Origin of the sequence: Microvirga flocculans ATCC BAA-817, assembly GCF_000518665.1 — a bacterium.
In the GTDB taxonomy this organism is placed as follows: domain Bacteria; phylum Pseudomonadota; class Alphaproteobacteria; order Rhizobiales; family Beijerinckiaceae; genus Microvirga; species Microvirga flocculans.
The window spans coordinates 42,021-68,053 of the sequence record NZ_JAEA01000003.1 but is presented as its reverse complement, the minus strand read 5'-3'; the positions used below and the strand labels follow the sequence as shown (position 1 = coordinate 68,053).

Sequence of the window (26,033 nt, the reverse complement as noted above, 5' to 3'; positions counted from 1 at the left end):
TCTATTCCGCCTGGTCCGGGATGGGTGCTCCGGTTCCACCCTCGATGCGCTTCCTCTGCTTCGCGATTTCGGCGGCCATGAAATCCATGAAGGCCCTGACGCGGGCGGATTGGCGCAGGTCCGGATGGGTCAGAAGCCACAGCCCAGCCTGAAAATCTGGGTTGATGTCCGACAGCCGCACGAGGTTTGGGCTCGCATTGGCGATGAAGCAGGGCAGCGGGCCGATGCCGGTCCCGGCCTCCACGGCTTCGGCGAGGCCGAGCACCGTGTTGACCTTGTAGACGATGTTTTCCGGCGCCACGTGATCGCGCACGAAGCGGGCGACCTTCAAGGTGGCGAGGTTGTCGCCGAGCGCGACCCAGTGCCGGTCGAAGAGATCGGCGAGGGTGACGTCCTCCGGCTTGCGCATCTCGGGGAAATCCGCTGCCCGGCCGTAGATCGCCCAGGCGATGGTCGCCACGCGCCGCCCCACCAGCGTCTCCGGCGGATCGTCGGTCGCGCGGATCGCCACGTCCGCATCGCGCTTCGACAGGTTGAGCGCCTGGTTGGCAAGAACCACGTCGAGCCGCATCTCCGGGCAGGCCTTGATGAAGCGGGCGAAGATCGGCGTCAGCAGGTGAACGAGCAAGGTGTCGTTGGTGGTGACGCGCAGCTCGCCGGCCGGCGCGACGGCCTGGCCCGCGAGCTTGCGGGTGAAGGAGGTGACGTTCTCGTCCATCTGCTCGGCGAGGGCCTTCATTTCCTCGCCGGCCGGCGTCAGCACATAGCCGGTGCGGTGCCGCTCGAAGAGCTTGACCCCGAGATTCTCCTCCATCTGGCCGAGCCGCCGGAAGACCGTGGAGTGATTGACCCCGAGGCGCTCGGCGGCCCCGGCCAGGCCGTTGGCCTCGGCGATGATCTTCACGAGACGGAAATCGTCCCAGTCGAGGTTCTGCTGCCTGGCCATCGGTTTGCATTCTCGCAAGAGATATCGTGCATATCTAGCACTGGTTTTGCAGGGAAGAAAGCTTATCCTCGGAAGGGTCGCATATCGGCAGATCGGAGCGGAGCCGGGCCCTCGCCACGAGGAGATCCGGCGGCATTCGGTCTGCATCCCACCCAACCGATCGGAGTTCACATGACCAAGGTTCTGGTTCTTTACTATTCGTCCTGGGGCCACATCGAGCAGATGGCCTATGCTGCCGCCGAAGGCGCCCGCGAGGCCGGCGCCGAGGTCGTCGTGAAGCGGGTGCCGGAGCTGGTTCCGGCCGAGATCGCCCAGGCTGCTCACTACAAGACCGACCAGAAGGCCGCCATCGCCACGGTCGAGGAGCTGCCGGAATACGACGCCATCATCATCGGCACGCCGACCCGCTACGGCACCATGACCGCCCAGATGAAGAACTTCCTCGACCAGACCGGCGGTCTGTGGGCGAAGGGTGCGCTCATTGGCAAGGTCGGCTCGGTCTTCACCTCGACGGCCACCCAGCACGGCGGCCAGGAAGCCACGATCCTCACCACGCTGCCGGTGCTCCTGCATCACGGCATGGTCGTCGTCGGCTTGCCGTATTCCTACCAGGGACAGATGGGCGTCGATCAGATCCGCGGCGGTTCGCCCTACGGCGCTTCCACGGTCGCGGGCGGCGACGGCTCCCGCCAGCCGAGCGAGATCGATCTCGACGGCGCCCGCTTCCAGGGCAAGCACGTGGCCCAGATCGCGGCCAAGCTCGCTGCGAAGTAAGATGCGAAGGCGGCGGAGCGGGTTACCGCTCCGCCGCTGCGCGTCTCAGCCGGTCGTTGATGGCCTCGCCCAGTCCCGTTTCGGGAATCGGGCTCACCGCAATGGTCGCGGCCCCCGACGCGTCGAGCTGCCTCAAAAAGGAAAACAGATGAGCGGCGGCCTCCACGAGGTCGCCGTTATTGCTGAGGTTGAGGCTCGTTCGCGCCGTCTCGATGCCGGGGAGGGCGGCGGAACCGAACAGCAACGCGGCTTCGTCCTGCCCGATCTCCGTGGCATTCAGGCGCACCCGCGCCCGCGGCGCGTAATGGGAGGCGAGCATGCCCGGCGCGAGCGGGCTTTTGCCGCCTTCCGGTCCGCCCTCCAGCTTCATGCCGATCAGCGCCTCGATGGCCTCGCGCGGCACGCCGCCGGGACGCAGCAGGCGGGGCGAGCCGCCGAGGCAGGCGACGATGGTCGATTCGACACCCACCTGAGACACACCTCCGTCGAGCACCGCATCGATGCGCCCGTCGAGATCGCCCAGGACGTGACCGGCATCGGTGGGGCTCACCCGGCCCGAGCGGTTGGCGGAGGGCGCCGCCACGGGGCGTCCGGTCTTCTGCAGCAGCGCATGGGCGAGGGGATGGGCCGGCACGCGCAGGCCCACGCTGTCGAGCCCGGCGCGGGCGAGATCCGAAATCGTGCAGCCGGGCGCGACCGGCACCACCAGGGTCAGCGGCCCCGGCCAGAAAGCCTCCGCCAGTCGCCGGGCGGTTTCGTCGAATACGCCCTGAGCCTTGGCGGATTCGAAGCTGTCCAGATGGGCGATGAGCGGGTTGAAGCTCGGGCGCTCCTTTGCGGCGTAGATCCGCGCGACCGCCTGCGGATCGGTCGCATCCGCGCCGAGGCCGTAGACCGTCTCCGTCGGAAAGGCGACGAGGCCGCCATGCCGCAGGATACCCGCCGCGCGAGCGATGCCCGCATCGTCGGCTTTCAGGCGCTCCGTTTGGAGCATTGACCCGGGATCGTTCACGTCTAAACTATTCCTTGCCCGAGGAGCATTGAACTTCCTGGGGGGTTTAACGGCGCGCCGAACCGCGTCAACATCAAAAGCCCAGACGTCTTAAGAGGATTTGCCATGACCTACCGCGCGCCAGTGTCGGACATCGTTTTCACCATGCGACACGTGGCAGGCCTCGACCGCGCCGTGGCCGACGGGGTGTATGGGGATCTGTCGGTGGATCTCAGCCAGGCGATCCTGGACGAGGCGGGCCGCTTCGCCAACGACGTGATCGCGCCGCTCAACCGCGAGGGCGACAAGCATGGCGCGACGATCGAGAACGGCGTCGTGACAACCGCACCCGGCTGGAAGGAAGCCTACAAGGCCTGGAGCGAAGCGGGCTGGAACGCGCTTCCGGGGCCGGTGGAATATGGCGGGCAGGGCTTGCCGACGCTGCTCAACTCGGCCTGCGTCGAGATGTGGAACGCCGCCTCCATGGCCTTCGGCATCGGACCCGTGCTCACCATGGGCGCCATCGAGGCGCTCGTGGCGCATGCCTCCGACGACCTCAAGAGCCGCTATCTCGAAAAGCTCGTCTCCGGCGAATGGACCGCGACGATGAACCTCACGGAGCCGCAGGCGGGCTCCGATCTCGCGGCTTTGCGCTCCCGCGCCGAACGGTCGGGCGACGGCACCTACAGGATCACGGGCCAGAAGATCTTCATCACCTACGGCGAGCACGATCTCACCGACAACATCGTCCATCTCGTGCTCGCGCGCCTGCCCGATGCGCCGGCCGGAACCCGCGGCATCTCGCTCTTCCTCGTGCCGAAATTCCTGCCCGACGGCACGCGCAACGACGTGCGCTGCCATTCCCTCGAGCACAAGCTCGGCATTCATGCCTCGCCCACCTGCACCATGATCTTCGGCGATAACGGCGGCGCCGTCGGCTGGCTCGTGGGTGAGGAGAATCGCGGCCTCAACTGCATGTTCACGATGATGAACAACGCCCGCCTCGCGGTGGGGCTGCAGGGCGTGGCGATTGCCGAGCGCGCCTATCAGCAGGCGCTCGCCTACGCCCATGAGCGCAGGCAGGGACGCGCCATCGGCACAACGGAGGGCATGAGCCCGATCGTCGCGCATCCCGACGTGCAGCGCAATCTGCTCACCATGAAGGCGCTCACCGCCGCCGCGCGCGCGATCTGCTACATGACGGCGGAGGCCATCGACCGCGCGCATCTGGAGCAGGACCCGGCGCGCAGGAAGACGGCGCATGAGCGGGCCTCCCTGCTCACGCCGGTCGCCAAGGCCTTCTCCACCGATATCGGCATGGAGGTGGCATCGCTGGGCGTGCAGGTTCACGGCGGCATGGGCTTCGTCGAGGAAACCGGCGCGGCGCAGCACCTGCGCGACGCGCGCATCGCGCCGATCTACGAGGGCACCAACGGCATCCAGGCCATCGACCTCGTGACCCGCAAGCTGCCGCTCTCCGGCGGCGAGACGGTGCGGGCGCAGATCGCCGCCATGCGGGCCGTCGTGGGGCGGCTCCTGAAGGAGAGCACGCCCGCCTTCGGCGCCACCGCGCCGCGCCTGCGCGACGCCATCGAAAGCCTCGACCGGGCGACGAGCTATCTGCTCCATGCGCTCGCCTCGAATGCGCAGGGCGAGGCGCTGGCTGGCGCAACGCCCTATCTCCGGCTCTTCGCCCTGGCGCAGGGCGGCGCGGCGCTCGCCGAAATGGCGCTGACCGCCAATGCCCTGGGGGCCGGTGGCGACAAGGATCCCGCCCATGCGGGCCGCATCGCGCTCTGCCGCTTCTTCGCCGAGAACATCGCGGTCGGCGCGAAGGGCCTGGAGGAGACGGTGATGGGCGGAGCGGGCTTCCTGCAGGATGCAACACTGGCGCTGGCGAGCTGATCCCATGACCCTCAAAGGAAAAACCCTTTTCATCACCGGCGCCTCACGCGGCATCGGTCTCGCCATCGGCCTTCGCGCGGCCAGGGACGGCGCGAACGTGGTCATCGCGGCCAAGACCGCCGAGCCGCATCCCAAGCTGCCGGGGACGATCTACACGGCGGCGGCGGAGATCGAGGCGGCGGGCGGCAAGGCGTTGCCGCTGGTCGTGGACGTGCGCGACGAGGAGGCGGTGAAGGGCGCGATCGGGAAAGCGGTCGAGACCTTCGGCGGCCTCGACATCGTGGTCAACAACGCCAGCGCCATCAGCCTGACGCCGACGCCACAGACCGACATGAAGCGCTTCGACCTGATGCACCAGATCAACACGCGCGGCACCTACATGGTCTCGAAATACGCCATTCCGCATCTGGAAAGGGCCGAGAACCCGCACATCCTCATGCTCTCCCCGCCGCTCGACATGAAGGAGAAATGGTTCGCGCCGCATCTTGCCTATTCCCTGGCGAAATACGGCATGAGCCTCTGCGTGCTGGGCCTGGCCGGGGAGCTGCGGGGCAGGGGCATCGCCGTCAACGCCCTGTGGCCGCGCACGACGATTGCCACCAGCGCGGTCAGGAACATGCTGGGCGGGGACGAGATCGCTCAGGCGAGCCGCACGCCGGACATCCTGGCCGATGCGGCCCATGCGATCTTCCGGAAGCCCTCGAAAAGCTTCTCCGGCCATTTCCTCATCGACGACGTGTTCCTGACGGGCGAGGGCGTGACCGACTTCGAAAAGTACCGGGTGGACCCGTCCAGGGAGCTGATACCGGACATCTTCCTCCCCGACGACACGCCGCCCCTCTCGCCGTCGTCATGAAAGTTGGGTTAGAACATATCCCGTAACGCGGAGACGGGTATGATTGTGATCCACAGGCCGGCGCAGGCGACAGGGCCGCAGGGCGAGTCCCTCGATCGCTATGTTCTCCCGCCGGGCGAGCCGATTCCTGCCGACGCCCTGTGGGTCGACATGATCGAGCCGACCCGAGAGGAGGACCGGCTCGTCGAGGCTCATCTCGCGATCGAGATTCCGACGCGGGAGGAAATGGCCGATATCGAGCCGTCCGAGATCCTTTATCACGAGAACAATGCGCGCTACATGACGGCGCGCGTCCTGTGCAGTTCGGATACGGACAACCCGAAGCTCATCGACGTTTCCTTCATCCTCACCGAGCGCGCGCTCGTGACCGTGCGCTACGGCGAGCCGCGATCCTTCAGCATGTTCATGGCCCGCGCCATGAAGCCCGGCGGATGCCGGCACCAGCCCGAAGCGGTGCTCGACGGATTGCTGGAGACCATCATCGACCGTGCCGCTGAGATCCTGGGAAGCGTCGGAACGCGCATCGACCGCCTGTCGCAGTCGATCTTCGAGAACGAGCGGCAAGGCGCCAAACGGGCCGCGTCGTACCGCGCGGCGCTCAAGTCCATCGGGCGCAAGGGCGACATCATCTCCAACGTGCGCGAGAGCATGGTGTCCGTGGAGCGCATGCTGCTCTTCCTGTCGGCCAGCATGCCGCGCCCCCAGAAGACGGCGGGCTATCAATCGGAATGGCGCACCGCCCTGCGCGACGTGCAGTCCATCGAGGAGCATGCGACCTTCCTCTCCAACAAGATCCAGTTCCTGCTCGACGCGACGCTCGGCCTCGTCACCATCGAACAGAACGACATCATCAAGATCTTCTCGGTGATGTCGGTGATCTTCCTGCCGCCGACCCTGGTTTCGTCCCTCTACGGCATGAACTTCAAGATCATGCCCGAACTCGACTGGGAACTCGGCTATCCCTGGGCGATCGCCCTCATGATCCTCGCCGCCGTGCTGCCCTATCTGTTCTTCCGCTGGAAGCGGTGGCTTTAGGAGAGCATCATGTGCGGGCGCTATGCGATCACGCTGCCTCCCGAGATCTACCGGGAGTTCTACGGCTACGCCGAGCAGCCGAATTTTCCCCCGCGCTACAACGTGGCGCCCACCCAGCCCGTGCCCATCGTGCTGGAGGATCGCGGCGAGCGGCATTTCATGCTCGTGCGCTGGGGCTTCCTGCCCTCCTGGGTGAAGGACCCGAAGGACTTTCCCCTCGTCATCAACGCGCGCGGCGAAACCCTGCAGACGAAGCCCACCTTCAAGGCGGCGCTGAAGCGCCGCCGCTGCATCTTCCTCGCGGACGGCTTCTATGAATGGCAGCGGCAGGGGCGCGAGAAGACTCCGTTCCTCATTCGTCCGCGCAACCGCAAGCCCATGCCGATGGCCGGATTGTGGGAGACCTACATGAGCCCCGACGGGGCCGAGATCGACACCGCCGCCATCGTCACCACCGATGCCAACGGCGCGCTCTCGGCGGTGCACGACCGCATGCCGGTGATCCTCTCGCCCGACGATATCGGCGCCTGGCTCGACGTGCGCGACGAGCGCGCGGACGTGATGGGGCTTGTGCGGCCCTGTCCCGACGATTGGCTCGACGTGCTGCCGGTCTCGAGCCGCGTCAACAAGGTGGAGAACGACGATCCGGGCCTGATGGAGCCTCTGGCAGGGCCGGAGCCCGCGCCTGTGCGGGAGAAGAAGCCCAAGGCGAAGAAGCCGCTCTCCAGCGACGAGGACGGGCAGGGGAGTTTGTTTTAAACTTTCTCAAATGCCGTCATAGCGGACGGCGGAGCCGATCCGGGGTCGCGAGACGAGTTTGGTGCCTGAAACTCCACTGTCATCCCCGCGCAGGCGGGGATCCATAGCCGCTGACGGTGCAAGCTGAACTACTGTCGTGTTTATGGATTCCGGGCTCCGCTACGCGGCCCCGGAATGACAATGCCAGGCTGGTTCTAGCGATCCCGGATCTGCGCTGACGCTTCGTCCGGGATGACATTGGTCGTCTTACCGCCGCTTCTTCGCCACGTCCCGGCGCAGGATGCCGACGACTTCCAGATGCGGCGAATGCTTGAACTGGTCGACGGGGATCACACGCTCCAGCCGGTAGCCGCCGGCCATGAGAATGGCGGCGTCGCGTGCGAAGGTGGCGGGATCGCAGGAGACGCTGACCACGAGCGGGACCTTCGATGTCGCAAGCTGCTTCGCCTGCGCCTCCGCGCCCGCGCGGGGCGGATCGAGCACCACCGCGTCGAAGGCGTTGAGTTCCGGCGTGAGCAGAGGGCGGCGGAAGAGGTCGCGTGCTTCCGTGGTGATGCGGCGCAGGCCCGGCGTCGCGCGGAACGCCTTGTCGAGCGCCGTCATTGACCCCTTGTCGAACTCGACCGCGTGGACTTCCGACGTTTCGGCGAGCCGCAGGGAGAAAGGCCCGGAACCGGCGAAGAGATCGGCCACGCGCCTGGCCTTCACGCAGGCCTGCGTGACGAGCCCGGAGAGCACTTCCTCACCGCGTTGCGTCGCCTGCAGGAACGAGCCCGCAGGCGGCACGACGGAAGCGCGGCCCATGAGGATCGCGGGCGGGCAGCGTTCCACGATCACGTCGCCGTGGATCGAGAGACGCGACAGGTCAAGGGTGTTCGCGAGGTCGATCAGGCTCAGCCGTTCCGCATCCTTCATGGGACCATGCCCGCGCACATCCACGTCGAAGCCGGTCTGCGTCTGCGTGATCTGGATGTCGAGCGGCTTGCGCGGGCCTTTCAGATGCTCGCCGATGGCGCGCGCGATCATGGGCGCCCTGTCCTTCAGGCCGGGCTCGGCGACGGGGCAGGAAGCGATCTCGACGATCTGGTGGCTGCGCGGGGCCATGAAGCCCACATGCATGGCGCGGTCCGGAAAGCGAACGTGCAGGGTCAGGCGCCGCCGCCCTTCTCCATGGGCATCCACGAGAGGTTCGACGGGGGCCTCGATGCGCGCCTGGCGCAGGGTATTCGCCAGGATCTCCTGCTTCCAGGCCCGATAGAACCCGTGCATCATGTGCTGCGTCGCGCAGCCGCCGCAGGCGTCGAAATAAGGACAGAACGGCGTCTCGCGCTCGGGCGAGGGACTATCGACGCTCACGAGCCGCGCATGCGATCCGTCGCGCTCGATGGTGACGGTCTCGCCCGGCAGCACCTTCGGCACGAAGATGGAGCCGGAGGCGCTCTCCGCGATGCCGTCGGCTTTTGCGCCGATGCGGGTGATGGTTACCTGTTCAACCACGGCGGGCTCCCAATAGAAATTCACGATTGCCGTCCCCGCCCGCGATGGGCGAGGGGACGAGCCCGATGATGGTGAAGCCCAGCGAGGCGACGAAAGCTTCGATATCCTCGCACACGGCGCGATGCACCGCCTCGTCGCGCACGATGCCCTTCTTCACATGGTCGCGCCCGGCCTCGAATTGCGGCTTCACGAGAACCGCCAGCTCCGCGCGCGGCTTCAGCAGGGCAATGGCAGGAGGCAGCACGAGCTTCAACGAGATGAAGCTGACGTCCGAGACGAGAAGATCGGCCTTGTGCGGGATGAGCTCATCGGTCAGCGCGCGGGCGTCCGTTCCTTCGAGATTCGTCACGCGCGCATTGCCTACGATGGTGGGATGCAGCTGGCTGTGCCCCACATCCACCGCATAGACATGCGCCGCGCCGCGCGTGAGCAGCACCTCCGTGAAGCCGCCGGTCGAGGCTCCGATATCGAGGCAGATCTTGTCCTTCGGATCGATGTGGAAGGCATCCAGCGCCGCGGCGAGCTTCACGCCGCCGCGCGACACGTAAGGATGCGGCTGCTCGGCCGTGATCACGGCTTCCTCCGGCACCGTGTCGGAGGCCTTGCGGACGACGAGCCCGTTCACCGTGACGAGGCCTGCGGCAATGGCCTCCTGCGCCCGGGCGCGGCTTGCGAAGAAGCCGCGCTCGACGAGCACCACGTCGGCGCGCTTGCGGGTCATGGGAGCCTCGAATCCATCGGTGTTCACGATCCCTTCATGGCCGGAACCACGTTCCGCCCTAGAACTTCTCCGTCTGCAATCCCTTCGATGCCAACGGAGACCCTATGATCAGCCGCCGACATCTCCTGACAGGCGCCACCCTGCTCGCCGCCAGCGCTGCCATTCCCAGGGCCTGGGCGCAAGCCCCGACGGGGCCGTTCAAGCTCGATCCCTTGCCCTATGCGCCGTCCAAGAACGAGCCGCATATCGATACGCAGACCATGGAGCTGCACCATGACAAGCATCATGCCGCTTATGTCAACAACCTGAACGCCGCCCTGAGCCAGAATGCCGAGGCGGCCAGGATGCCGCTGCACGACCTGCTGGCCAATCTCGACAAGGTGCCGGAAACGATCCGCACCGCCGTCCGCAACAACGGCGGCGGGCACGCCAACCACAGCATGTTCTGGCAGATCATGGGCGGGCCGGGCGGCGAGCCCTCGGGCGAACTGAAGAGCGCCATCGAGCGGGATCTCGGCGGCTTTGCCAAGTTCCAGGAGGATTTCAACGCGGCGGGAGCACGGCAGTTCGGATCGGGCTGGGTCTTCGTCACCGTGACCCGCGAGGGCAGGCTCGCCCTCGCGGCGAAGCCCAACCAGGACACGCCGCTCATGGAGGGCCAGCGCGTTCTCATGGGCAACGACGTGTGGGAGCACGCCTATTATCTCAAGTACCAGAACCGCCGGCCCGATTATCTCAAGGCGTGGTGGAACGTGCTCGACTGGAACCGGATCGGCGAGCGCTATGCCGCGGCGAAGGCCGGAACGCTGACGATCTGATCAGGCGCGCGCCTTGCGGCCTTCTTCCTGGCCCAGGGCCTCGAAGACCTTGGTCACGATCCCAGCGGCGTCGAGCCCGGCCGTGGCATACATGCGCTCCGGCTTGTCCTGGTCGAGATAGGAATCCGGCAGCACCATGGAGCGCACCTTGAGCGTTCCGCGATCCAGCGCACCCTTGTCGGCGAGAAGCTGCAGCACGTAGGAACCGAAGCCGCCGACGGAGCCTTCCTCAATGGTGACGAGCACCTCGTGCTCGCGCGCGAGCCGCAGGATCAGCTTCTCGTCGAGAGGCTTGGCGAAGCGGGCATCGGCCACGGTGGTGGACAGGCCGCGCGCTTCGAGCTCTTCTGCGGCCTTGAGGGCTTCCGCAAGGCGCGTGCCGAGCGACAGGATGGCGATGCGGCTGCCCTGGCGGACGATGCGGCCCTTGCCGATGGCGAGCGGCACGCCCTGTTCCGGCATGTCGACGCCTACCCCCTCGCCGCGCGGATAGCGGAAGGCGATGGGGCCGGAATCGTAGGCCGCTGCGGTCGCGACCATGTGCACCAGCTCCGCCTCGTCGGCGGCCGCCATCACCACCATGTTCGGCAGGCAGCCGAGATAGGCGATGTCGAAGGAGCCCGCATGAGTCGGTCCGTCCGCGCCCACGAGGCCCGCGCGGTCGAGGGCGAAGCGGACGGGAAGGTTCTGGATCGCCACGTCGTGCACCACCTGATCGTAGGCGCGCTGCATGAAGGTGGAATAGATCGCGCAGAACGGCTTGAAGCCCTCCGTCGCCATGCCGGCTGCAAAGGTCACCGCATGCTGCTCGGCGATGCCCACGTCGAAGGTGCGCGTGGGGAATTCCTTGCCGAAGAGATCGACGCCTGTGCCCGACGGCATGGCCGCCGTGACCGCGACGATCTTGTCGTCCTGCCGCGCTTCCCTGATAAGGCTCTCGCCGAAGACCTTTGTGTAGGAGGGCGCGTTGGCCTTCGCCTTGGCCTGCGCGCCGGTCACCACGTCGAAGGTCACGACGCCGTGGTACTTGTCGTCGGCGGCCTCCGCCGGGGCATAGCCCTTGCCCTTCTTGGTGACCACATGGACCAGGATCGGGCCTGTCTCGGAATCGCGCACGTTCTTGAGGATCGGCAGCAGGTGATCGAGGTTGTGTCCGTCGATGGGGCCCACATAGTAGAAGCCGAGCTCCTCGAACATGGTGCCGCCGGTCCAGAAACCGCGGGCGAATTCCTCGGCCTTCGCCGCCTTGTCATAGATGAATTTCGGCAGCTTCTTCGCCAGCTGCTTGGCGGTTTCGCGCAGGCCCCGGTAGGCGCCGCCCGACACGAGCCGCGCGAGATAGGACGACATGGCGCCGGTGGGCGGCGCGATCGACATGTCGTTGTCGTTGAGGATCACGATGAGGCGCGAATGCATGGCGCCCGCGTTGTTCATGGCCTCGTAGGCCATGCCCGCCGACATGGCGCCGTCGCCGATCACGGCGATGACGTTGTTGCGCTTGCCCTCCAGGTCCCGCGCCACGGCCATGCCGAGGCCCGCCGAGATCGAGGTGGAGGAATGCGCCGCGCCGAAGGGATCGTACTCGCTCTCCGCGCGCTTGGTGAAGCCCGACAGGCCGCCCGCCTGGCGCAGGGTGCGGATCCGGTCGCGCCGGCCGGTGAGGATCTTGTGCGGATAGGCCTGATGTCCCACGTCCCAGATCAGCCGGTCGCGGGGCGTGTCGAACACGTAATGCAGCGCCACCGTCAGCTCGACCACGCCTAAGCCCGCGCCGAGATGGCCGCCGGTGACGGACACCGCGCTGATCGTCTCCGTCCGCAATTCGTCCGCGACCTGCCTGAGCTGGTTTTCGGACAGCCGGCGCAGGTCGTCGGGGGTCTTGATGGTGTCGAGAAGAGGTGTGGACAACGTTGTACTCGCCAAGCTTCAGCCGGAGGCTAGATCCTTTGAGATAGGGACTTGAGGTGAGACGGTCAAATCAGAAGGATGATCTTTGGCTGTCAGGCATAGGAGCCTTGTTGTGTACGCGATCCCTAGCCAAGCTATGCCCGCCCCGGCGAAAGCGGAAATATTGTGCCGCTTCCAGACCCCGAAAATGCCGAGGCCGATCAAGCCAATGGCAATGAGCATGGTTAGGATGAGAAGCATCCTAAAGGAATACTCGATCCATCGGGACTGGCCGCTGCGAAGGGGCGGGGCAAGCGTCTCGTGCCATCGAGACCTGCCGTAGCGCACGAGAGCGAATGCCAACCAAGCCTCGAAGGTCATGACTACGCCTAGTCCGAGCGCAAGATGCCAAGGTTCTGCCGAGAAGGGCAATCCGTTCGCTTGCTCGCGGAGGGATACAACACAGACATCGTAGAGGCCATGGAGGAAAAAAGGGATCAGGAACGAGGCGATCATCCACCGCGCTTTATGGGCCCTCTCCTCCAAACTGCTTGCAAGAAGGATTCCCATCAACACACCCGACATGGTGTGGCTCGGTACGGCAGTAGCCGCCCGAGCTATGGCTAGGCTTAGCCATTTGCCATCCCCGTCCGCGAATTCTCCGAATACATAGAAAATGTTCTCAAGGCCTGCAAATCCCAATCCGACCCAGCCAGCGGTCAGGATGTAGTCTAGAGGACTGATTACATCCTCATGCCGATAAACGATGGTCAGGATAACGGCGAGCTTGGCAGCTTCTTCGGGTAGGGCAGCCGCCAGGAAGCTGGTAGCGAAAACCCCTTTTAGGCTGATTACGTCGCTTCCGGCGGTTACCGCTGCGACAGTCAGAAAGGAGATGCCGACCGTGAGAGCCGAGAGGAAGCCCATGGTAAAAGCGGTCAAGATCGCTTCAGCAGTAACTCGTCTCCGGGCGGCATAGATAAGAAGCAAACCAAGCCAGACGACAGGGAATACGGCACTGAAAAGGGCGGCCGACCTATGCAGATAATCCTGCCCTGCCATTAGTCGTGCTTGGCGAAGCTGCTCATAAAGGCCAGCACATTGAATCCAATGAACAAAACGGCGCCGATTACCGCTCCTGGTATGGAAACACCGCCAGCCTTTTTGACGAGAGCCTCCAACTCTTCCTCGCTCGTTGCTCGGCTGCGCAACTTATCAATACGTTTGACAGCGTATTGTACATAAACGGACTTTGCCATCATCCCCAGCATGGCATAGACACTAAGAGTTCCGCTGCCTGAGTTCGTTGGAAGGACAAGCTCTACGGCAATGACCGCGCCGATCAAGCCGACTGCCCAGCCATAGAGCTTGCGGTAGAGAAGCCATGGAATAGTAATCAGGAAAGCCGGCCAGCACCAAGTCAGCGCGAGCTTGCGCAGGGCAGGGTCCTTAGCCCGCATCTTCTCTAGCGTTCGGCCATAAACCTCATGGTTGGGGCCGACGAATGCAGCAAAAAGAGCATCGGTCCTAGATGTCTCCTGTATCTCAGGAGACACCACGGTGCTTTTTGTTTCTGCGACTGTCATCGCACCTCCGTTAACGCAACGTGATTACGTTTGCATGGACAGGGTAGGGTGACAAGACTCAGATTTCTGAAATCCCCATGGTCGGGGATTTACCGTGGGTCTCAGTCAAGTAAGGTGTTCCAGACGGCCAAGCTATTCCGCGACGTCCAGCGGGGCCGTGCCGGAGGCGGCTCCGTCGGGGCCGATGGTGATCTTCTCGATCCGGGCCTCGGCCTTCTTGAGGAGCTGCTCGCAATGCTTCTTGAGGGCCTCGCCGCGCTCATAGATCGCAATCGAGTCCTCCAGGGGCACATCGCCGCGCTCGAGGCGCCGCACGATCTCCTCCAGTTCGGCCAGGGCCTTCTCGAAGGGGAGGGTCTTGATGGAAGTGGTGTCGGTCATGCGGCTGTCCGTCAATTGTCTGTCCTTCTCGCAATGTCACGATGGGATTGCGGCATTGCTGGGTCGATGGGCAAGGAGTCTCTGATAGACGAGACCGATGCCGATGAGAACAAGGCCGAGGCCGATAAATGACAGGGCGCGCATGACGCCCTCCAGATTGGCCAGGTCGACGATGAAGACCTTGAGCACCGCCAGGACGAGATAGGCCGCCGAGGCCGTGCGGGCGAAGCGGTTGTCGCGCAACAGCCCCAGGCCGAGCAGCAGGATCCCGACGGCCAGCAGGGCGACCGAGTAGCTCCACTGCTCTCCCTGCGTGAAGCCCTTCCACGCGGCCAACTGGGGGCCGGTGAAGATCTGCCGGATTTCCAGGCCCACATACGCGCTCAGAAGCAGAAGGCTCAGGATCGCGGAGGACAGGGCATAGGCCCAGGGGCGTGACCGCCGCTCCGCCAGGGCCAGCGCCCCCGCCAGGACGGACGGCAGGAGATAGGCCAGGATCAGGCTGTTGAAGACCGCGCCTCCCGAGACCTCCCGTTCCGAGACGAAGGGGTTCTCGACGAGCAGGAGCCCGATGGCGGCCAGGCCGAAGGAGAGGACCTTGAAGATCAGCGAGCCCCAGCGGTAGACCGGGTCGGCCGCCCTGAAGTCCAGGCGGGTCAGGAGGATCGCGAAGACGAAGGCCTCCGTCGCGATCAGGCCTGCTTCCATGAGGCTGAAATCCTCGGCCAGCGGGTTGCCCTCATGGAGCGCGTGGCGGATCTCGAAGAAGACCAGGAAGGCGGCAAAGGCGAGGCCGAGGCTCTCGATCAACCGGACGATCCGGTCGCGCCCGGACCGCTCCAGCAGGCGGCTCGCGGCGAGAAAGGCCAATGCCGGAATGCCGTAGCCCCAGAGCAGCCAGTTGAACAGGACCGGGCCGGGATTGCCGTCCACGACGGTTGGGTTCCAGATGAGCCGCCCCAGAACGATGAGGCCGATGGCGCCCACGGCGTAGCGCAGGGCCGGAAGGGCGATGCGCTCGGCCACCCAGGCGGTGCCGAGGGCCGTGAGGGCGAAGGCCACGGTCAGCATGCCTTTGTCGAGGGCGAAGGTGAGGCCGAGCGCCAGGGCCGCCAGGGCTGCGGAAGCGGTCGCGCCCGCGCCGAGACCGAGGGCGTGCCCGTTCTCGCCTCTCTGGCGCAGGAGCCATTGGAAGGCGGCCACGAAGGCCAGGGCCAGTGCGCCCGCGACGAGGGCGAAGGAGAGGCTGGGTTCGAATTCCGTCACCCGCCAATAGGCGGCCACGAGGGCGAGAAGCGGGCCGGTCGTGGCCGCTCCCGCGTACCAGGCCGCGGCGGAAAGGCGCAGGTGGGACGTGCGCGCGAGCCTGATGAGGGAAGCGCCGGCGATGGCGGCGGGAGCCAGCAGGGCGAACCCGAGATAAACCTCCAGCGCGTAGGGGCGCAAAGCGAAGGCATCGCCTTCCTGGTAGAAAAGGTTCTCGGGCGCGGTGCCGAGATCGCTCGCGATCGGCCAGACCAGGAGGGCGCCGCAGGCGCTCAGGGCCGCCCAGGCGGCGGCCGGGGATGCAGGCGTGAAGCGGATGCCCGTGGCGACCAGAACGAGCGCCAGGGCGGCGACGAAGACTGGGCGGCCGTCTCCCGCCGCGACCGTGCCCGAGATCGCGATCCCGGCCAGGGCGAAGGCCAGAAGGACGGTGCTGGCCGCGCGGTCGATCTCCAGGTCCGCGTCAGCCAGGGAGCGGTAGGGAAGGACCACGAGGAAGAAGGCGGCGAAGGCCGTCTGGACGACCAGATGAACCATGGAGGGCAGGGCGTCCGTTCCGGCCAGGACGAAGACCAGGGCCGTCCAGGCCAGCACGCCGGTCGCGGCGGCGAGGGCGAGCCAGCGCCAGAGCCGCAGGCGTGCGACGCCGTAGGCGGGCAGCGCCACGAAGGCGAGATAGATCACCATGGCCCAGGGCTGCGGCTTGTCGGAGGAAACGAGGAGCGGGCTTCCCATCGCGCCGAGCAGGCCGAGGGCTGCCAGGATCGGGCCGTGCAGCGTGGAGGCGGTCAGGGTCAGGACGGCAATCGCGCCCAGAAGCACGAAGGTCGCCGCGGGGCCGATCAGGCCGTAGAGCGCATAGGCCGCATAGGCAGAGGCAAAGGCGCTGCAGGTTCCCGCCGCCGTCAGGATCGCGGGCACATTCGCCTGCGGGATGCCGGGCAGGACGAGGCTGCGCTCGCCCCGGCGCAGCCATTCGCCCGCCCCGATCAGGGCGAGGGCGAACAGCCCGCCCAGGATGATGCGGGTCGCCGGGCTCAGCAGGTTCTGTTCGATGGAATAGCGGACGAGGAAGATCCCGCCGAGGGCCAGCGCCACGCCGCCGACCCAGACGGCCCAGCGGGAGCCCAGCGTCGCTTCCATATCCGCCCTTTGCGGCGATGACGGCTGCGCCGCCGGGATGGCGGGAACGGTTCCGTCGATGGAGGGAGCCCTGTCGGGCGTCCCGGGCGAAGCGGCGGCGGGCGCTTCCGCGACGGGGATTCCCGGGGCAGGGGGCTGGGCAGCCTGCTCCGCCGCAGGCTCCTCCGGACCCGCCTGGGTCCGGAGGAGCCTGATCTCGCCTTCGAGAGCCGAGAGGCGGTGCTGCAGGGCCGCGAGCTTGCTGCGAGCCGAAAGGCCGAGGACTAGCCCTGCGATGGCGCAAACAGGAATGCTGAGGGCCAGCACAACGAGCAGGGGTAATTCCAACGGAAGGCCTCGGGGAATGCATCGGGCCGCGGCCGTTCCGGCTGGAATCGGCTAGCGGTGGTTAAGCTGTAACATGAAGGGCGTGCCCTCCATAGCCTCGGCCCCGCGTCCGATGCTCCGGATCGCCTCGACCATGCGGCCCCGGCGGCCCAGGATGTCGTCGGCCAGGGCCACGAACCGGGCGTTGGGAGTGGCGCTGGGGGAAGCCTGCCTGAGCGCCAGGGCGATCTCCTTCTCGTCCCGCTCCGGCGCGAGGGCGCAGGCTGCGATATAGGCTCCTGCGGTCGAACGGCTGATACCGAACCAGCAATGAATGACGAGGGGGCTCTCCCGTTCCCAGGCGCGGACGAAGGCGATCAGCCGCTCCATGTGCTCGGCCCCCGCCAGCACATGGCCCTCCAGGGGCTCCACGATGTCGCTGACGCTGAGGAAAAGGTGGCGCTCCGCCGCGATTCCCGCCGGACGCTCCACGATGGCGCCGGGGCCCATGAGGCTCACCATATGGCTGGCGCGGGTCGCGGCCACGGTCTCGTGCAGGCGGGACAGGGGACAGACGTGCAGAATCGGCATGGTTTCCGGGCCTTTCTACGATGCCGCCACGGCGAGCACCTTCTCCCGGTAGCGGTTCTCGGCCTCCGCCACGGGCCAGGGCTCCAGGAAGGCCAGTACCGAGCGGGGGAGCGGCTCGGGCCGGCCGAAGAACTTTATCGCCTCCTCACGGCCGAAGCCGGCGAGATGGGTCGCCTCCAGGAAAGCCGCCTGCCGGTCCGCCTGCTTGATGAAGCGCTTGAGGGCTGCCGCCGGTTGGGCGGGCAGGCCGAAATGGAGATGGATCGCCCCCAGAAGGCCCGCCTCGATTGCCTTGTAGGCATCGCCGATGACGGCCTTGAAGGGGGAGATGATGTCGCCGATCACGTATTCCGGCGCATCGTGCAGCAGCACCGCGAGGCGCCACTCGCGGGACATGGCGGGATCGTGGTGGTCCGCGATCGCTTCCACGAGGAGGGAATGCTGCGCCACGGAGAAGATGTGGCCGCCCACGGTCTGCCCGTTCCAGCGGGCCACCCGCGCGAGCCCGTGGGCGATGTCGTCGAGCTCGACATCGAGGGGGGAGGGATCGAGCAGGTTGAGGCGGCGGCCGGAAAGCATCCGCTGCCAGACGCGGGGCTCCTTGGCCATCAGAGCTTCTCGGCGATCGCTGCGCATTCCTCGTGGCGGTAACAGCCCACAAGGTGGTCGTTCACCATGCCTACCGCCTGCATGAAGGCATAGACGATGGTGGGGCCGACGAAGTTGAACCCTTCCGCCTTCAGCGCCTTCGAGATGCGCCGCGAGACGTCGGTTTCCGCCTGGACCTGGGAGCGGTTCTTGAGGTTGTTCTGGATCGGCCGCCCGTCGACGAAGTTCCATAGGAACTGCGAGAAGCCGCCGCGCTCCTGGATGTCGAGCCAGGCCCTCGCTCCCGCCATCGTCGCCTCGATCTTGGCGCGGTTGCGCACGATCCCCGCATCGAGCATCAGCTTCTCGACCTTGGGCGGGGTGAACCGGACGATCTTCTCGGGCTCGAACCCGGAGAACGCCTTCCGGAAGTTCTCGCGCTTGCGCAAAATCGTGATCCAGGACAGCCCGGCCTGGAACCCGTCGAGAATGAGCTTTTCGAAAAGGGCGCGGTCGTCGAATTCCGGCACGCCCCATTCCGTATCGTGATAGGTGACGTAAAGCGGGTCGGTGCCGGGCCACCAGCAGCGGGCCTTGCCGTCGGGATGAAAGATGAGTCCGTCAGTCATGCGACCTGTGTAGCGGGACTGCGGGCAAACAGAAAGATCCGCCCCCGACGGAATCCGTCAGGAGGGAAGCGTCTTGCGGTAGTACACGACCCGCTCCGTCTCCTCGAAGCCGAGGGCGTCGTGCATTGTCTGCGAGCCGGTATTGTGGAGTTCGACGTCGGAGGCCAGTTCGCGACAGCCAAGGCCCCGGGCCCATTCCTCCACGGCTAGGCACAGCAGCCGTGCAAGCCCCTGCCTGCGACGATCCGGTCGCACGTAGATCCCTTCCAGGAAGGCCACGGGCGAACTGGCGCAGCCATTCACGTAATCGTGGCGGAGCGACGCTTCCGCAAAGCCTGCCGCCGTGCCGTCGGCCAGGCGCACGAGAAACGCTATGGCTTTCTTCTGCTCCCAGAGCATGGCCTGCGCCTCGGAGCGGTGCTCTTCGGCCGGAGCGCTCGGCCAGAGGGCATGACGCAGGGCAATCCATTCGTCGAGCGCCTTCAGGGTGCAGGCCTCGACCCGTGGCGCGAGTTCGTCAGCCAACGGGCAGGGCTCCTCGCGCATCCACCAGATCCGCCATTCGCTGCGAAGCATCGTCCTGCGAGCTCCGCAGGCCAGCCGCGACGCCCAGCCGGTCCGCCTCCGAACGGTTCTGGCTGACCTTCCACTTGCCCTCGATCCGGTTGATCTCGATCTCCACGCCGACGATGCCCTTGAGCTGCGCCGTCACGAACGGGGCCGGCGCATCGCTCACCGCCCAAGGCTCCGGCTGTGCGCCTTCCTGCGCGTCGGTTATGGCGGTGATCTGCTGCAGGAGCCAGTCCGGATCGTCGATGACCCGCATGCGGCCATAGGCCTGCACGATGGCGTAGTTCCAGGTCGGGACCACCTTGCCGTGCTCGCGCTTGGCCGCATACCAGGAGGGCGTGATGTAGGTTTCAGGCCCCTGGAAGACGACGAGGGCTTCCTGCGACGCATCGAAATCCTGCCATTGGGGATTGGCCCGCGACAGATGAGCCCTGAGCGTGCCGCAAGCCGAGGGGGCGGCATCGAGCACAAAGGGGACGGGGTTGGCTACGAGCCCCGCGCTTCCGAGCGTCACCAGAAGCCCGAGCGGATGGGCCCGCATGAGGGCATGTTGAACCGCGAGGCTGTCCTCGCGAAAATGCGGCGGCTGATACATGGCGTGGCCCGTCTTAGATCGCGCCGGATGCTAGAGACGGGCAATCGGATAGACCAATCAAATTTGCGGATGCGACACATCACGCGGGGCGATGGGCCTTCAGGCTCCCGACCGGAGCACCCGCAGCTTGTCGGCGAGCTCCGTCCAGCGGTAGGGCTTGCTGATGAAGGCAACGCCTGCGCTCAAGCCCTCGGCCGGCAGGGCGGACATGGGATAGCCGGAGGCCAGCAAGATCTTGAGGGTGGGCCGTATCTCATAGGCCTTCCGGGACAGTTGCACGCCGTTCATGCCGTTGGGCATGACCACATCCGTGAACAGCACGTCGATAGTTGCGTCGCTCTCCAGAACGGCAATCGCGCCGTTGGCGTCCGAGGCGGTCAGGACATCATAGCCCAGGCTGTCGAAGATCTCGCTCGCCACTTCCATCACGGCGGGCTCGTCCTCGACGATCAGCACGGTCCCGGCGCTGTCACGGGCCGGGCGTGCCGTATCGCCCTCGTCGTCCACGGTTTCTTCCCCGTCGTTTTGGGCCGGCAGCAGAAGGACAACGCTGGTGCCGCGGCCAGGGGTGCTCTCGATCTTGATGTGTCCGCCCGACTGGGTGACGAACCCGTAGACCTGGCTCAGGCCGAGTCCGGTGCCCTTGCCGACATCCTTCGTGGTGAAGAAGGGTTCGAAGACGCGGCTGAGAACCTCGGGCGTCATGCCGGAGCCCGTATCCTCCACCGTGACGGAAATGTAATGGCCGGGCTCCAGCCCGGACGAGGCTCGATCCGCTTCGCTCAAGGTCACGTTGGCCGTCGCGATCTTCAGCTCGCCGCCTTCCGGCATGGCATCGCGGGCATTGACGATGAGGTTGAGCAGGGCCGCCTCGAATTGCGGCCCGTCGACCGAAACCGGCCGGATGCGCGGCGCAAGGGAAAGCTGCATTCCCACCAGTTCTCCGCAGGCTCGCCGCAGGATCGCCTCGAAGCCTTCGATCAGGGTGTTCGGGTTGTGCAGGGCGGGCTGCAGCGGCTGGCGGCGGGAGAAGGCCAGAAGCTGCTGCGTCAGCTTCGCCCCGCGCTGGGCCGCGTGCTGGGCGCTCTCGATGAGGCGCATGTCGCGGGCATCGCGCGTGTTGCGGCTCAAGAGGTCCAGGCTGTTGACGATAATCGTCAGCAGGTTGTTGAAGTCGTGAGCCACGCCGCCCGTGAGCTGCCCGACGGCTTCCATCTTCTGGGCCTGGAACAGGGCCGCCTGCGCCTGGGCGAGGGCCTCCTGCGCCTCGCGGCGCTCGGTGATGTCACGGGTGACCTTGGCGAAGCCGATCAGTTCCCCCTGCTCGTCGCGGATCGAGTCGATGACGACGCTCGCCCAGAAGCGCGTGCCGTCCTTGCGCACGCGCCAGCCTTCCGCCTCGAACCGGCCTTCACGCGCTGCCGTCTCCAGCGCGCGCCGGGGCAGCTCGGTGGCGCGGTCCTCCTCGGTGTAGAACTTCGAGAAGTGCTGGCCGACGATCTCGTCCTTCGAGTAGCCCTTGATCCGCTGCGCGCCCGCGTTCCAGTTGGTGATGTTGCCCTGCGGGTCGAGCATGTAGATCGCATAGTCGATGACGCCCTGCACGAGCAGGCGGAAGCGCTCCTCGCTCTCCCGAAGCGCCTGCTGCGTTTTCCAACGCTCGGTGATGTCGCGCGTCACCTTGGCGAAGCCGATCAGCTGCCCGCGGGGATCGCGGATCGGGTCGATGATCACATGGGCCCAGAAGCGCGTGCCGTCCTTGCGCACGCGCCAGCCTTCCGCCTCGAACCGGCCTTCGCGGGCCGCCGTCTCCAGCGCGCGCCGGGGCAGGCCGGTGGCGCGGTCCTCCTCGGTGTAGAACTTCGAGAAGTGCTCGCCCAGGATCTCGCTTTCCACATAGCCCTTAAAGCGTTGGGCGCCCGCGTTCCAGCTGGAAACGATACCGGTCGGGTCGAGCATGTAGATGGCGTAGTCGGTCACCGCATCGACGAGAAGCTGAAACCGCCCTTCGGAGGGCATCGATCCGATACTGTGAACCGCGTTCATCCAATTTCCCCAGCCGCCGACACGCACGTGCGCTTGAAGTGCCGTCTTCGGCAGGTCGGTGGACTGTAACGTTTTCGTGAGGTCTTTGTTCCTGCCGAAGCTTGGCTTTATCGCGGGCAGGGGCGGTTTTACGGTTCTCCCGGGAAGGGAAAGCCGATCCAGGACGGCTTTTCCAGCCTGACGGGAATGCCGCCCGCCCTGATGGTCTCGCCCGCCTTGAGCGCGTCCTCCGCCCGGTCGAGGCGGATCATCACGAGCCCGCGCCCTTCGGCTCCCGTTCCCGTCTTGCCCAGGATCTTGTCTCCGGCCATGACCTCGACCCCCGTTTCCGCCGCGAAGCCGCCCTCGTAGCGCGCCGGCACGATCCGGGTGCGGGCGGTGCCCCGGTGCTGCATGCGGGAGACCACCTCCTGGCCCACGTAGCAGCCCTTGTCGAAATCGACCCCGTTGAGCTGATCCATCAGCGCCTCGTGGGGGAAGGCGTCCCCGAAGAGGAAGTCGCGGCCGCCCTCGGGCACCCCGAGGGCGATGCGGTGGGCGTGATAGGCCTCTGCCGGATCCTTTGCGAATTCCGCCGCATCCTGGGTCGCCACGATGGCGCGCCAGCCGAGGGCGGGCAGGCGCGGGTCCGCAACCACGAGCCCGGCCTCGTCCTCCGGCCGGGGCGCATCCCAGCCCGCCACCACGGCGAGGGAACCCGACAGGTCCTCCACCGCAATCTTCGCCCGCAGCTTGTAGAAGCCGAGGCGCTTGGCGAGGTCGGGCGCGAAGACCTTGAGGCAGTCGAGGTAATAGGAGCCGCCGATATCCTCCGGGGCCTGGAGAACGAGAAAGTCGAACAGGATCTTGCCCTGGGGCGTCAGCAGGGCACCGAGCCGGGCGGTCTCCGGCGTGACGCGGTCGAGGTCGCAGGTGATGAGGTTGTCGAGAAAACTCTTGGCGTCCTCGCCTGAAACCCTTACCACGCCACGGTCGGCCAGATGGACTGACGGCATGTGCTGCGCTCCCCTTGCTCAAGATGGATGCGTGACATATGCCCGTTCCGCAGCGGCCTCAAGGGATGAGATTGCCATGCCCCAGACCTTCGACCTGATCCTCAAAGGCGGCGTCGTCGTGAACCACGACGGGCGCGTGGAGCGCGACATCGGCGTGCGCAACGGGCGGATCGCCGCCATCGGCGACCTGTCGCAAGCCTCCGCCGCGCGGGAGATCGATTGCCGGGGCCTGCATATCCTGCCCGGCGTCATCGACACCCAGGTCCATTTCCGCGAGCCCGGCCTCGACCACAAGGAGGATCTGGAGACCGGTTCCCGCTCGGCCGTCATGGGCGGCGTCACGGCCGTGTTCGAGATGCCCAACACCGACCCGCAGACCACGACGCCCGAGGCGCTCGCCGACAAGGTGCGCCGCGGGCATCATCGCATGCATTGCGATTTCGCCTTCTGGGTGGGCGGCACGCATGAGAACGCGAAGGACGTGCCGGAGCTGGAGCGCCTGCCGGGCGCCGCCGGCATCAAGGTGTTCATGGGCTCGTCCACCGGCTCGCTCCTCGTCGAGGACGACGAGGGCATCGCCACCATCCTGCGCCGGACCCGCCGCCGCGCCGCCTTCCATTCCGAGGACGAGGCGATGCTGCGCGCGCGCAAGGATCTGCGCATCGAGGGCGATCCGCGTTCGCATCCCGTCTGGCGTTCGGCGGAAGTGGCGCTTGCCTGCACGCAGCGCCTCGTGCGCATCGCGCGGGATACGGGCGCGCGCATCCATGTGCTGCACGTCACCACCGCCGAGGAAATGGCGCTCCTGAAGGACCACAAGGATCTCGTCACGGTGGAGGTCACGCCCCATCACCTGACGCTCGCCGGCCCCGAGGATTACGAGCGTCTCGGCACCTATATCCAGATGAACCCGCCCGTGCGCGACGAGGCGCATCGCGCGGCGCTGTGGCAGGGGCTGGACGAAGGCATCGCCGACATTCTCGGCTCCGATCACGCGCCGCATACGCGCGAGGAAAAGGACAAGACCTATCCCAACACGCCCTCCGGCATGACCGGCGTGCAGACGCTCGTGCCGATCATGCTCGATCATGTGAACGCGAGCAGGCTGACGCTGGAGCGCTTCGTCGATCTCACGAGCGCGGGTCCCAAGCGCCTCTTCGGCATCGCGAACAAGGGCCGCATCGCCGTCGGGTACGATGCGGACTTCACCGTGGTCGACCTGAAGCGCACCGAGACGATCACGAACGACTGGATCGCATCGAAATGCGGCTGGACCCCTTACGACGGCAAGAAGGTCACTGGCTGGCCCATCGGCACGGTCGTGCGTGGCAACGTGGTGATGTGGGACGGCTCGCTCGAAACGCCATCGCAGGGTGAGGTGGTTCGGTTCGAGGAGACGCAAGGCGGAGAATGATCCATGCCGATCAGGGCCATCATGGTGGACGTCGATGGTGTGCTGGTTCGAGGAAGATCAGATGATGGCCGCCATTGGTCGATGTCGCTTGAGGCTGATCTTGGAATATCTGCCGACGATCTCCATCGAGAATTTTTCGCCGTGTATTGGGATGAGATCGTCATCGGTCGGGCCGCGCTTGCTGATCGACTTCGACCGGTTTTGCGGAAGATTGCTCCACATCTCACTGCCGAGCAGCTGATCGAATACTGGTTCTCAAGGGATGCGCGCTTGGACGAGAGCCTATTGGCCGATCTTATCCAACTCCGGTCCTCCGGAATTCAGATCCATCTTGCGACCAATCAGGAGCACCTAAGGGCAAAATACCTTTTGGATAAACTCGGCTTGGCTAAACACGTCGATAGCATTCAATATTCCGCTCAGATCGGCGCCAAAAAGCCTGAGCCGGAATTTTTCCGCGCTGTGGTTGCACGGACTGGCTTTAATCCAAGCGACATTCTTCTAATCGATGACGCTGCTAGAAATGTGCAGGGCGCTAAGGCGATGGGCTGGAGCGCTGCGCTTTGGACGAACGAAAGGCCATTGCACAAGATTCTGAGTGACATCGGTGGATGAAACTATTTCCCTCGGGCATTAGCGTCGCATCGCGGATGCATCTCCGCTGAAAGCGAGGCGCAGGCCGAGCGCAACCATGATGAGGCCGGCGAAGCGCTCCTGCCAGGCGATGAGGCCCGGTCGGCGCGAGAGCCAGTCTCCGACCGCTCCCGCGCCCAGCGCGACGCCTCCGAGCACGAAGAAGCCGGAGATCTTCTGTACGGCACCGAGAAACAGCAATTGCCCCGTCACGGGCCAGGCGCTCGTCGGATCGACGAATTGCGGCAGGAACGCCAGCATGAACACCATCGCCTTCGGGTTGGTCAGATTGTTGATCATGCCTTGGCGAAGGGCGGCCGCGTCTGAAATCGGCTGCGCCGCTTTCCGTTCCAGCCCATGGGAGCCGCGAAAGGATCCGACGACGAGCTTGCCTCCGAGCCAGACCAGATAAGCCGCTCCCGACCAACGCAGCAGATCGAAGGCCAGGGGCGATGCCTGGATGACGGACGACACCCCCAATGCCAGGAGAGGAAGCTGGATGAGACCGGCCACCAGCGTCATGCCGATCGCGGTGAGAACGGCGGTGCGCCGTCCCTGGCCCACGCCGCGGCTCAACAGGAGAATCATGTCGGGCCCGGGTGCGAGTTGAAGGGCCAGCACGGCCGTGTAGAAGGTCAGGAAGGCCGGGAGATCCAGCATGATCGAGAGTCCTCATGGTCCTCGCTTCAAGCGAAGACCCTTACTTCACCCAAGCCATGCTCTGCAGCACGATACGATAGCCGTCCGGGTCCTCGAAGGTGAGTCCCTGCCGGTCCCAATAGGGATTGTAGGAGGGGACGGGCGAATGGCCATGGGCGCGCATGCGCGCGACGGCGGCCTCCCATTCGGCGCGGTCGGGAAGATAGAAGACGAGCAGGTTGTCCTGGGTCGGGGCGCGGCCGGCCGTGTGGCCGCGATGATGCGTGAACTCCAGATGCCAGGGGGCCTGGGGATGGCCCAGCATCCGCCCGTCGAAGCCGTCGTGGCCGTCGAAGGAGGCGATGACCTCGAAGCCGAGGCCGTCGCGGTAGAAGCGCACGATGTCCTCGAGCCGGTCCGTGGGCCGGGCGACCCGGAGTTTGGCGCCCTTCATGGGATGAG

Annotated in this window: 26 protein-coding genes; 8 read left to right on the top strand and 18 right to left on the bottom strand. The window is 65.9% G+C overall.

The window, feature by feature from the left end; all coding sequences use genetic code 11:
- Window position 1 precedes the first annotated feature (1 nt).
- Complete coding sequence (locus L879_RS0105380; RefSeq protein WP_027315203.1) at window positions 2–946, bottom strand: LysR family transcriptional regulator; 945 nt, start codon at window positions 944–946, stop codon at window positions 2–4.
- A 171-nt stretch (window positions 947–1,117) separates the two neighbouring features.
- Between L879_RS0105380 and wrbA the strand changes: the two genes are divergently transcribed.
- Entirely contained in the window at window positions 1,118–1,720 is a 603-nt protein-coding gene (gene wrbA / locus L879_RS0105375) for an NAD(P)H:quinone oxidoreductase (RefSeq protein ID WP_027315202.1), read from the top strand.
- 22 nt (window positions 1,721–1,742) lie between these two features.
- Here the strand turns inward: wrbA and L879_RS0105370 are convergent, their stop codons facing one another.
- Complete coding sequence (locus tag L879_RS0105370; RefSeq protein WP_027315201.1) at window positions 1,743–2,732, bottom strand: L-threonylcarbamoyladenylate synthase; 990 nt, start codon at window positions 2,730–2,732, stop codon at window positions 1,743–1,745.
- 105 nt (window positions 2,733–2,837) lie between these two features.
- Between L879_RS0105370 and L879_RS0105365 the strand changes: the two genes are divergently transcribed.
- The 4 genes from L879_RS0105365 to L879_RS0105350 are packed head-to-tail and all read left to right on the top strand — an operon-like array spanning window position 2,838 to window position 7,266.
- Complete coding sequence (locus L879_RS0105365; RefSeq protein WP_027315200.1) at window positions 2,838–4,616, top strand: acyl-CoA dehydrogenase family protein; 1,779 nt, start codon at window positions 2,838–2,840, stop codon at window positions 4,614–4,616.
- Between the two features lie 4 nt (window positions 4,617–4,620).
- A complete protein-coding gene (locus L879_RS0105360; protein ID WP_027315199.1) occupies window positions 4,621–5,472 on the top strand; it encodes an SDR family oxidoreductase in 852 nt (283 codons plus the stop codon).
- A gap of 39 nt (window positions 5,473–5,511) precedes the next feature.
- A complete protein-coding gene (locus L879_RS0105355; RefSeq protein ID WP_027315198.1) occupies window positions 5,512–6,507 on the top strand; it encodes a magnesium transporter CorA family protein in 996 nt (331 codons plus the stop codon).
- Between the two features lie 9 nt (window positions 6,508–6,516).
- Entirely contained in the window at window positions 6,517–7,266 is a 750-nt protein-coding gene (locus L879_RS0105350) for an SOS response-associated peptidase (RefSeq protein ID WP_027315197.1), read from the top strand.
- A 246-nt stretch (window positions 7,267–7,512) separates the two neighbouring features.
- On the opposite strand, the gene L879_RS0105345 is transcribed toward L879_RS0105350, so the two are convergent.
- Window positions 7,513–8,763 (bottom strand): class I SAM-dependent RNA methyltransferase, encoded by a 1,251-nt coding sequence (locus L879_RS0105345; protein ID WP_027315196.1) that lies wholly within the window; start codon window positions 8,761–8,763, stop codon window positions 7,513–7,515.
- Window positions 8,756–9,484 (bottom strand): TlyA family RNA methyltransferase, encoded by a 729-nt coding sequence (locus L879_RS0105340; protein ID WP_027315195.1) that lies wholly within the window; start codon window positions 9,482–9,484, stop codon window positions 8,756–8,758. The genes L879_RS0105345 and L879_RS0105340 overlap by 8 nt, the downstream gene beginning before the upstream one ends.
- Before the next feature lie 104 nt (window positions 9,485–9,588).
- On the opposite strand from L879_RS0105340, the gene L879_RS0105335 reads away from it, so the two are divergent.
- Window positions 9,589–10,302 carry a superoxide dismutase gene (locus L879_RS0105335; RefSeq protein ID WP_027315194.1) on the top strand — a complete coding sequence of 238 codons (714 nt, stop codon included), beginning with the start codon at window positions 9,589–9,591 and terminating at the stop codon, window positions 10,300–10,302.
- On the opposite strand, the gene dxs is transcribed toward L879_RS0105335, so the two are convergent.
- From dxs to ygfZ, 12 genes are all read right to left on the bottom strand, one after another.
- A complete protein-coding gene (gene dxs, locus L879_RS0105330; RefSeq protein ID WP_027315193.1) occupies window positions 10,303–12,210 on the bottom strand; it encodes a 1-deoxy-D-xylulose-5-phosphate synthase in 1,908 nt (635 codons plus the stop codon). It lies immediately after the preceding gene.
- An 18-nt stretch (window positions 12,211–12,228) separates the two neighbouring features.
- Window positions 12,229–13,251, bottom strand: a complete 1,023-nt coding sequence (locus L879_RS22610) for a PrsW family glutamic-type intramembrane protease (RefSeq protein ID WP_051435068.1) — start codon at window positions 13,249–13,251, stop codon at window positions 12,229–12,231.
- Window positions 13,251–13,775, bottom strand: coding sequence for a DUF2628 domain-containing protein (locus L879_RS0105320; protein WP_035458782.1), 525 nt, complete (start codon window positions 13,773–13,775; stop codon window positions 13,251–13,253). The genes L879_RS22610 and L879_RS0105320 overlap by 1 nt, the downstream gene beginning before the upstream one ends.
- Before the next feature lie 132 nt (window positions 13,776–13,907).
- Window positions 13,908–14,156 (bottom strand): exodeoxyribonuclease VII small subunit, encoded by a 249-nt coding sequence (locus tag L879_RS0105315; protein ID WP_027315191.1) that lies wholly within the window; start codon window positions 14,154–14,156, stop codon window positions 13,908–13,910.
- A gap of 36 nt (window positions 14,157–14,192) precedes the next feature.
- Window positions 14,193–16,892 (bottom strand): DUF2339 domain-containing protein, encoded by a 2,700-nt coding sequence (locus L879_RS0105310; protein ID WP_154664095.1) that lies wholly within the window; start codon window positions 16,890–16,892, stop codon window positions 14,193–14,195.
- A 51-nt stretch (window positions 16,893–16,943) separates the two neighbouring features.
- Window positions 16,944–17,462 (bottom strand): tyrosine phosphatase family protein, encoded by a 519-nt coding sequence (locus tag L879_RS0105305; RefSeq protein WP_027315189.1) that lies wholly within the window; start codon window positions 17,460–17,462, stop codon window positions 16,944–16,946.
- Window positions 17,463–17,477: 15 nt separating this feature from the next.
- The gene (locus L879_RS0105300) at window positions 17,478–18,071 is read right to left on the bottom strand and encodes a YfbR-like 5'-deoxynucleotidase (RefSeq protein WP_035458780.1); all 594 of its coding nucleotides are present in this window, start codon (window positions 18,069–18,071) and stop codon (window positions 17,478–17,480) included.
- Complete coding sequence (locus L879_RS0105295) at window positions 18,071–18,679, bottom strand: DNA-3-methyladenine glycosylase I (RefSeq protein WP_027315187.1); 609 nt, start codon at window positions 18,677–18,679, stop codon at window positions 18,071–18,073. Before L879_RS0105295 ends, L879_RS0105300 begins: the two co-directional genes overlap by 1 nt.
- Window positions 18,680–18,736: 57 nt before the next feature.
- Entirely contained in the window at window positions 18,737–19,225 is a 489-nt protein-coding gene (gene aac(6') / locus L879_RS0105290) for an aminoglycoside 6'-N-acetyltransferase (RefSeq protein ID WP_051435067.1), read from the bottom strand.
- Window positions 19,197–19,844 carry an FMN-binding negative transcriptional regulator gene (locus tag L879_RS0105285; protein WP_027315185.1) on the bottom strand — a complete coding sequence of 216 codons (648 nt, stop codon included), beginning with the start codon at window positions 19,842–19,844 and terminating at the stop codon, window positions 19,197–19,199. The genes aac(6') and L879_RS0105285 overlap by 29 nt, the downstream gene beginning before the upstream one ends.
- 99 nt (window positions 19,845–19,943) lie before the next feature.
- A complete protein-coding gene (locus L879_RS0105280) occupies window positions 19,944–21,890 on the bottom strand; it encodes a hybrid sensor histidine kinase/response regulator (protein ID WP_027315184.1) in 1,947 nt (648 codons plus the stop codon).
- 128 nt (window positions 21,891–22,018) lie between these two features.
- Window positions 22,019–22,885: a CAF17-like 4Fe-4S cluster assembly/insertion protein YgfZ gene (ygfZ, locus tag L879_RS0105275; RefSeq protein ID WP_027315183.1), complete on the bottom strand. Its 867-nt coding sequence runs from the start codon at window positions 22,883–22,885 to the stop codon at window positions 22,019–22,021.
- A gap of 76 nt (window positions 22,886–22,961) precedes the next feature.
- On the opposite strand from ygfZ, the gene L879_RS0105270 reads away from it, so the two are divergent.
- Together L879_RS0105270 and L879_RS20545 are read left to right on the top strand one after the other, a co-directional pair.
- Window positions 22,962–24,299: a dihydroorotase gene (locus L879_RS0105270; RefSeq protein WP_027315182.1), complete on the top strand. Its 1,338-nt coding sequence runs from the start codon at window positions 22,962–22,964 to the stop codon at window positions 24,297–24,299.
- 9 nt (window positions 24,300–24,308) lie between these two features.
- Entirely contained in the window at window positions 24,309–24,914 is a 606-nt protein-coding gene (locus L879_RS20545) for an HAD family hydrolase (RefSeq protein WP_051435111.1), read from the top strand.
- An 18-nt stretch (window positions 24,915–24,932) separates the two neighbouring features.
- Here the strand turns inward: L879_RS20545 and L879_RS0105260 are convergent, their stop codons facing one another.
- Together L879_RS0105260 and L879_RS0105255 are read right to left on the bottom strand one after the other, a co-directional pair.
- Window positions 24,933–25,592, bottom strand: coding sequence for a LysE family translocator (locus tag L879_RS0105260; protein ID WP_027315181.1), 660 nt, complete (start codon window positions 25,590–25,592; stop codon window positions 24,933–24,935).
- 40 nt (window positions 25,593–25,632) lie between these two features.
- Window positions 25,633–26,025, bottom strand: a complete 393-nt coding sequence (locus L879_RS0105255; protein WP_027315180.1) for a VOC family protein — start codon at window positions 26,023–26,025, stop codon at window positions 25,633–25,635.
- Window positions 26,026–26,033: the final 8 nt, after the last annotated feature.

Coding starts and splice junctions, on each gene's coding strand:
- L879_RS0105380 (WP_027315203.1), bottom strand. CDS start 946: ATGGCCAGGCAGCAGAACCTCGACTGGGACGATTTCCGTCTCGTGAAG.
- wrbA (WP_027315202.1), top strand. CDS start 1,118: ATGACCAAGGTTCTGGTTCTTTACTATTCGTCCTGGGGCCACATCGAG.
- L879_RS0105365 (WP_027315200.1), top strand. CDS start 2,838: ATGACCTACCGCGCGCCAGTGTCGGACATCGTTTTCACCATGCGACAC.
- L879_RS0105360 (WP_027315199.1), top strand. CDS start 4,621: ATGACCCTCAAAGGAAAAACCCTTTTCATCACCGGCGCCTCACGCGGC.
- L879_RS0105355 (WP_027315198.1), top strand. CDS start 5,512: ATGATTGTGATCCACAGGCCGGCGCAGGCGACAGGGCCGCAGGGCGAG.
- L879_RS0105350 (WP_027315197.1), top strand. CDS start 6,517: ATGTGCGGGCGCTATGCGATCACGCTGCCTCCCGAGATCTACCGGGAG.
- L879_RS0105340 (WP_027315195.1), bottom strand. CDS start 9,484: ATGACCCGCAAGCGCGCCGACGTGGTGCTCGTCGAGCGCGGCTTCTTC.
- L879_RS0105335 (WP_027315194.1), top strand. CDS start 9,589: ATGATCAGCCGCCGACATCTCCTGACAGGCGCCACCCTGCTCGCCGCC.
- L879_RS22610 (WP_051435068.1), bottom strand. CDS start 13,251: ATGGCAGGGCAGGATTATCTGCATAGGTCGGCCGCCCTTTTCAGTGCC.
- L879_RS0105320 (WP_035458782.1), bottom strand. CDS start 13,775: ATGACAGTCGCAGAAACAAAAAGCACCGTGGTGTCTCCTGAGATACAG.
- L879_RS0105315 (WP_027315191.1), bottom strand. CDS start 14,156: ATGACCGACACCACTTCCATCAAGACCCTCCCCTTCGAGAAGGCCCTG.
- L879_RS0105305 (WP_027315189.1), bottom strand. CDS start 17,462: ATGCCGATTCTGCACGTCTGTCCCCTGTCCCGCCTGCACGAGACCGTG.
- L879_RS0105300 (WP_035458780.1), bottom strand. CDS start 18,071: ATGGCCAAGGAGCCCCGCGTCTGGCAGCGGATGCTTTCCGGCCGCCGC.
- L879_RS0105295 (WP_027315187.1), bottom strand. CDS start 18,679: ATGACTGACGGACTCATCTTTCATCCCGACGGCAAGGCCCGCTGCTGG.
- L879_RS0105285 (WP_027315185.1), bottom strand. CDS start 19,844: ATGTATCAGCCGCCGCATTTTCGCGAGGACAGCCTCGCGGTTCAACAT.
- L879_RS0105280 (WP_027315184.1), bottom strand. CDS start 21,890: ATGAACGCGGTTCACAGTATCGGATCGATGCCCTCCGAAGGGCGGTTT.
- ygfZ (WP_027315183.1), bottom strand. CDS start 22,885: ATGCCGTCAGTCCATCTGGCCGACCGTGGCGTGGTAAGGGTTTCAGGC.
- L879_RS0105270 (WP_027315182.1), top strand. CDS start 22,962: ATGCCCCAGACCTTCGACCTGATCCTCAAAGGCGGCGTCGTCGTGAAC.
- L879_RS0105260 (WP_027315181.1), bottom strand. CDS start 25,592: ATGCTGGATCTCCCGGCCTTCCTGACCTTCTACACGGCCGTGCTGGCC.
- L879_RS0105255 (WP_027315180.1), bottom strand. CDS start 26,025: ATGAAGGGCGCCAAACTCCGGGTCGCCCGGCCCACGGACCGGCTCGAG.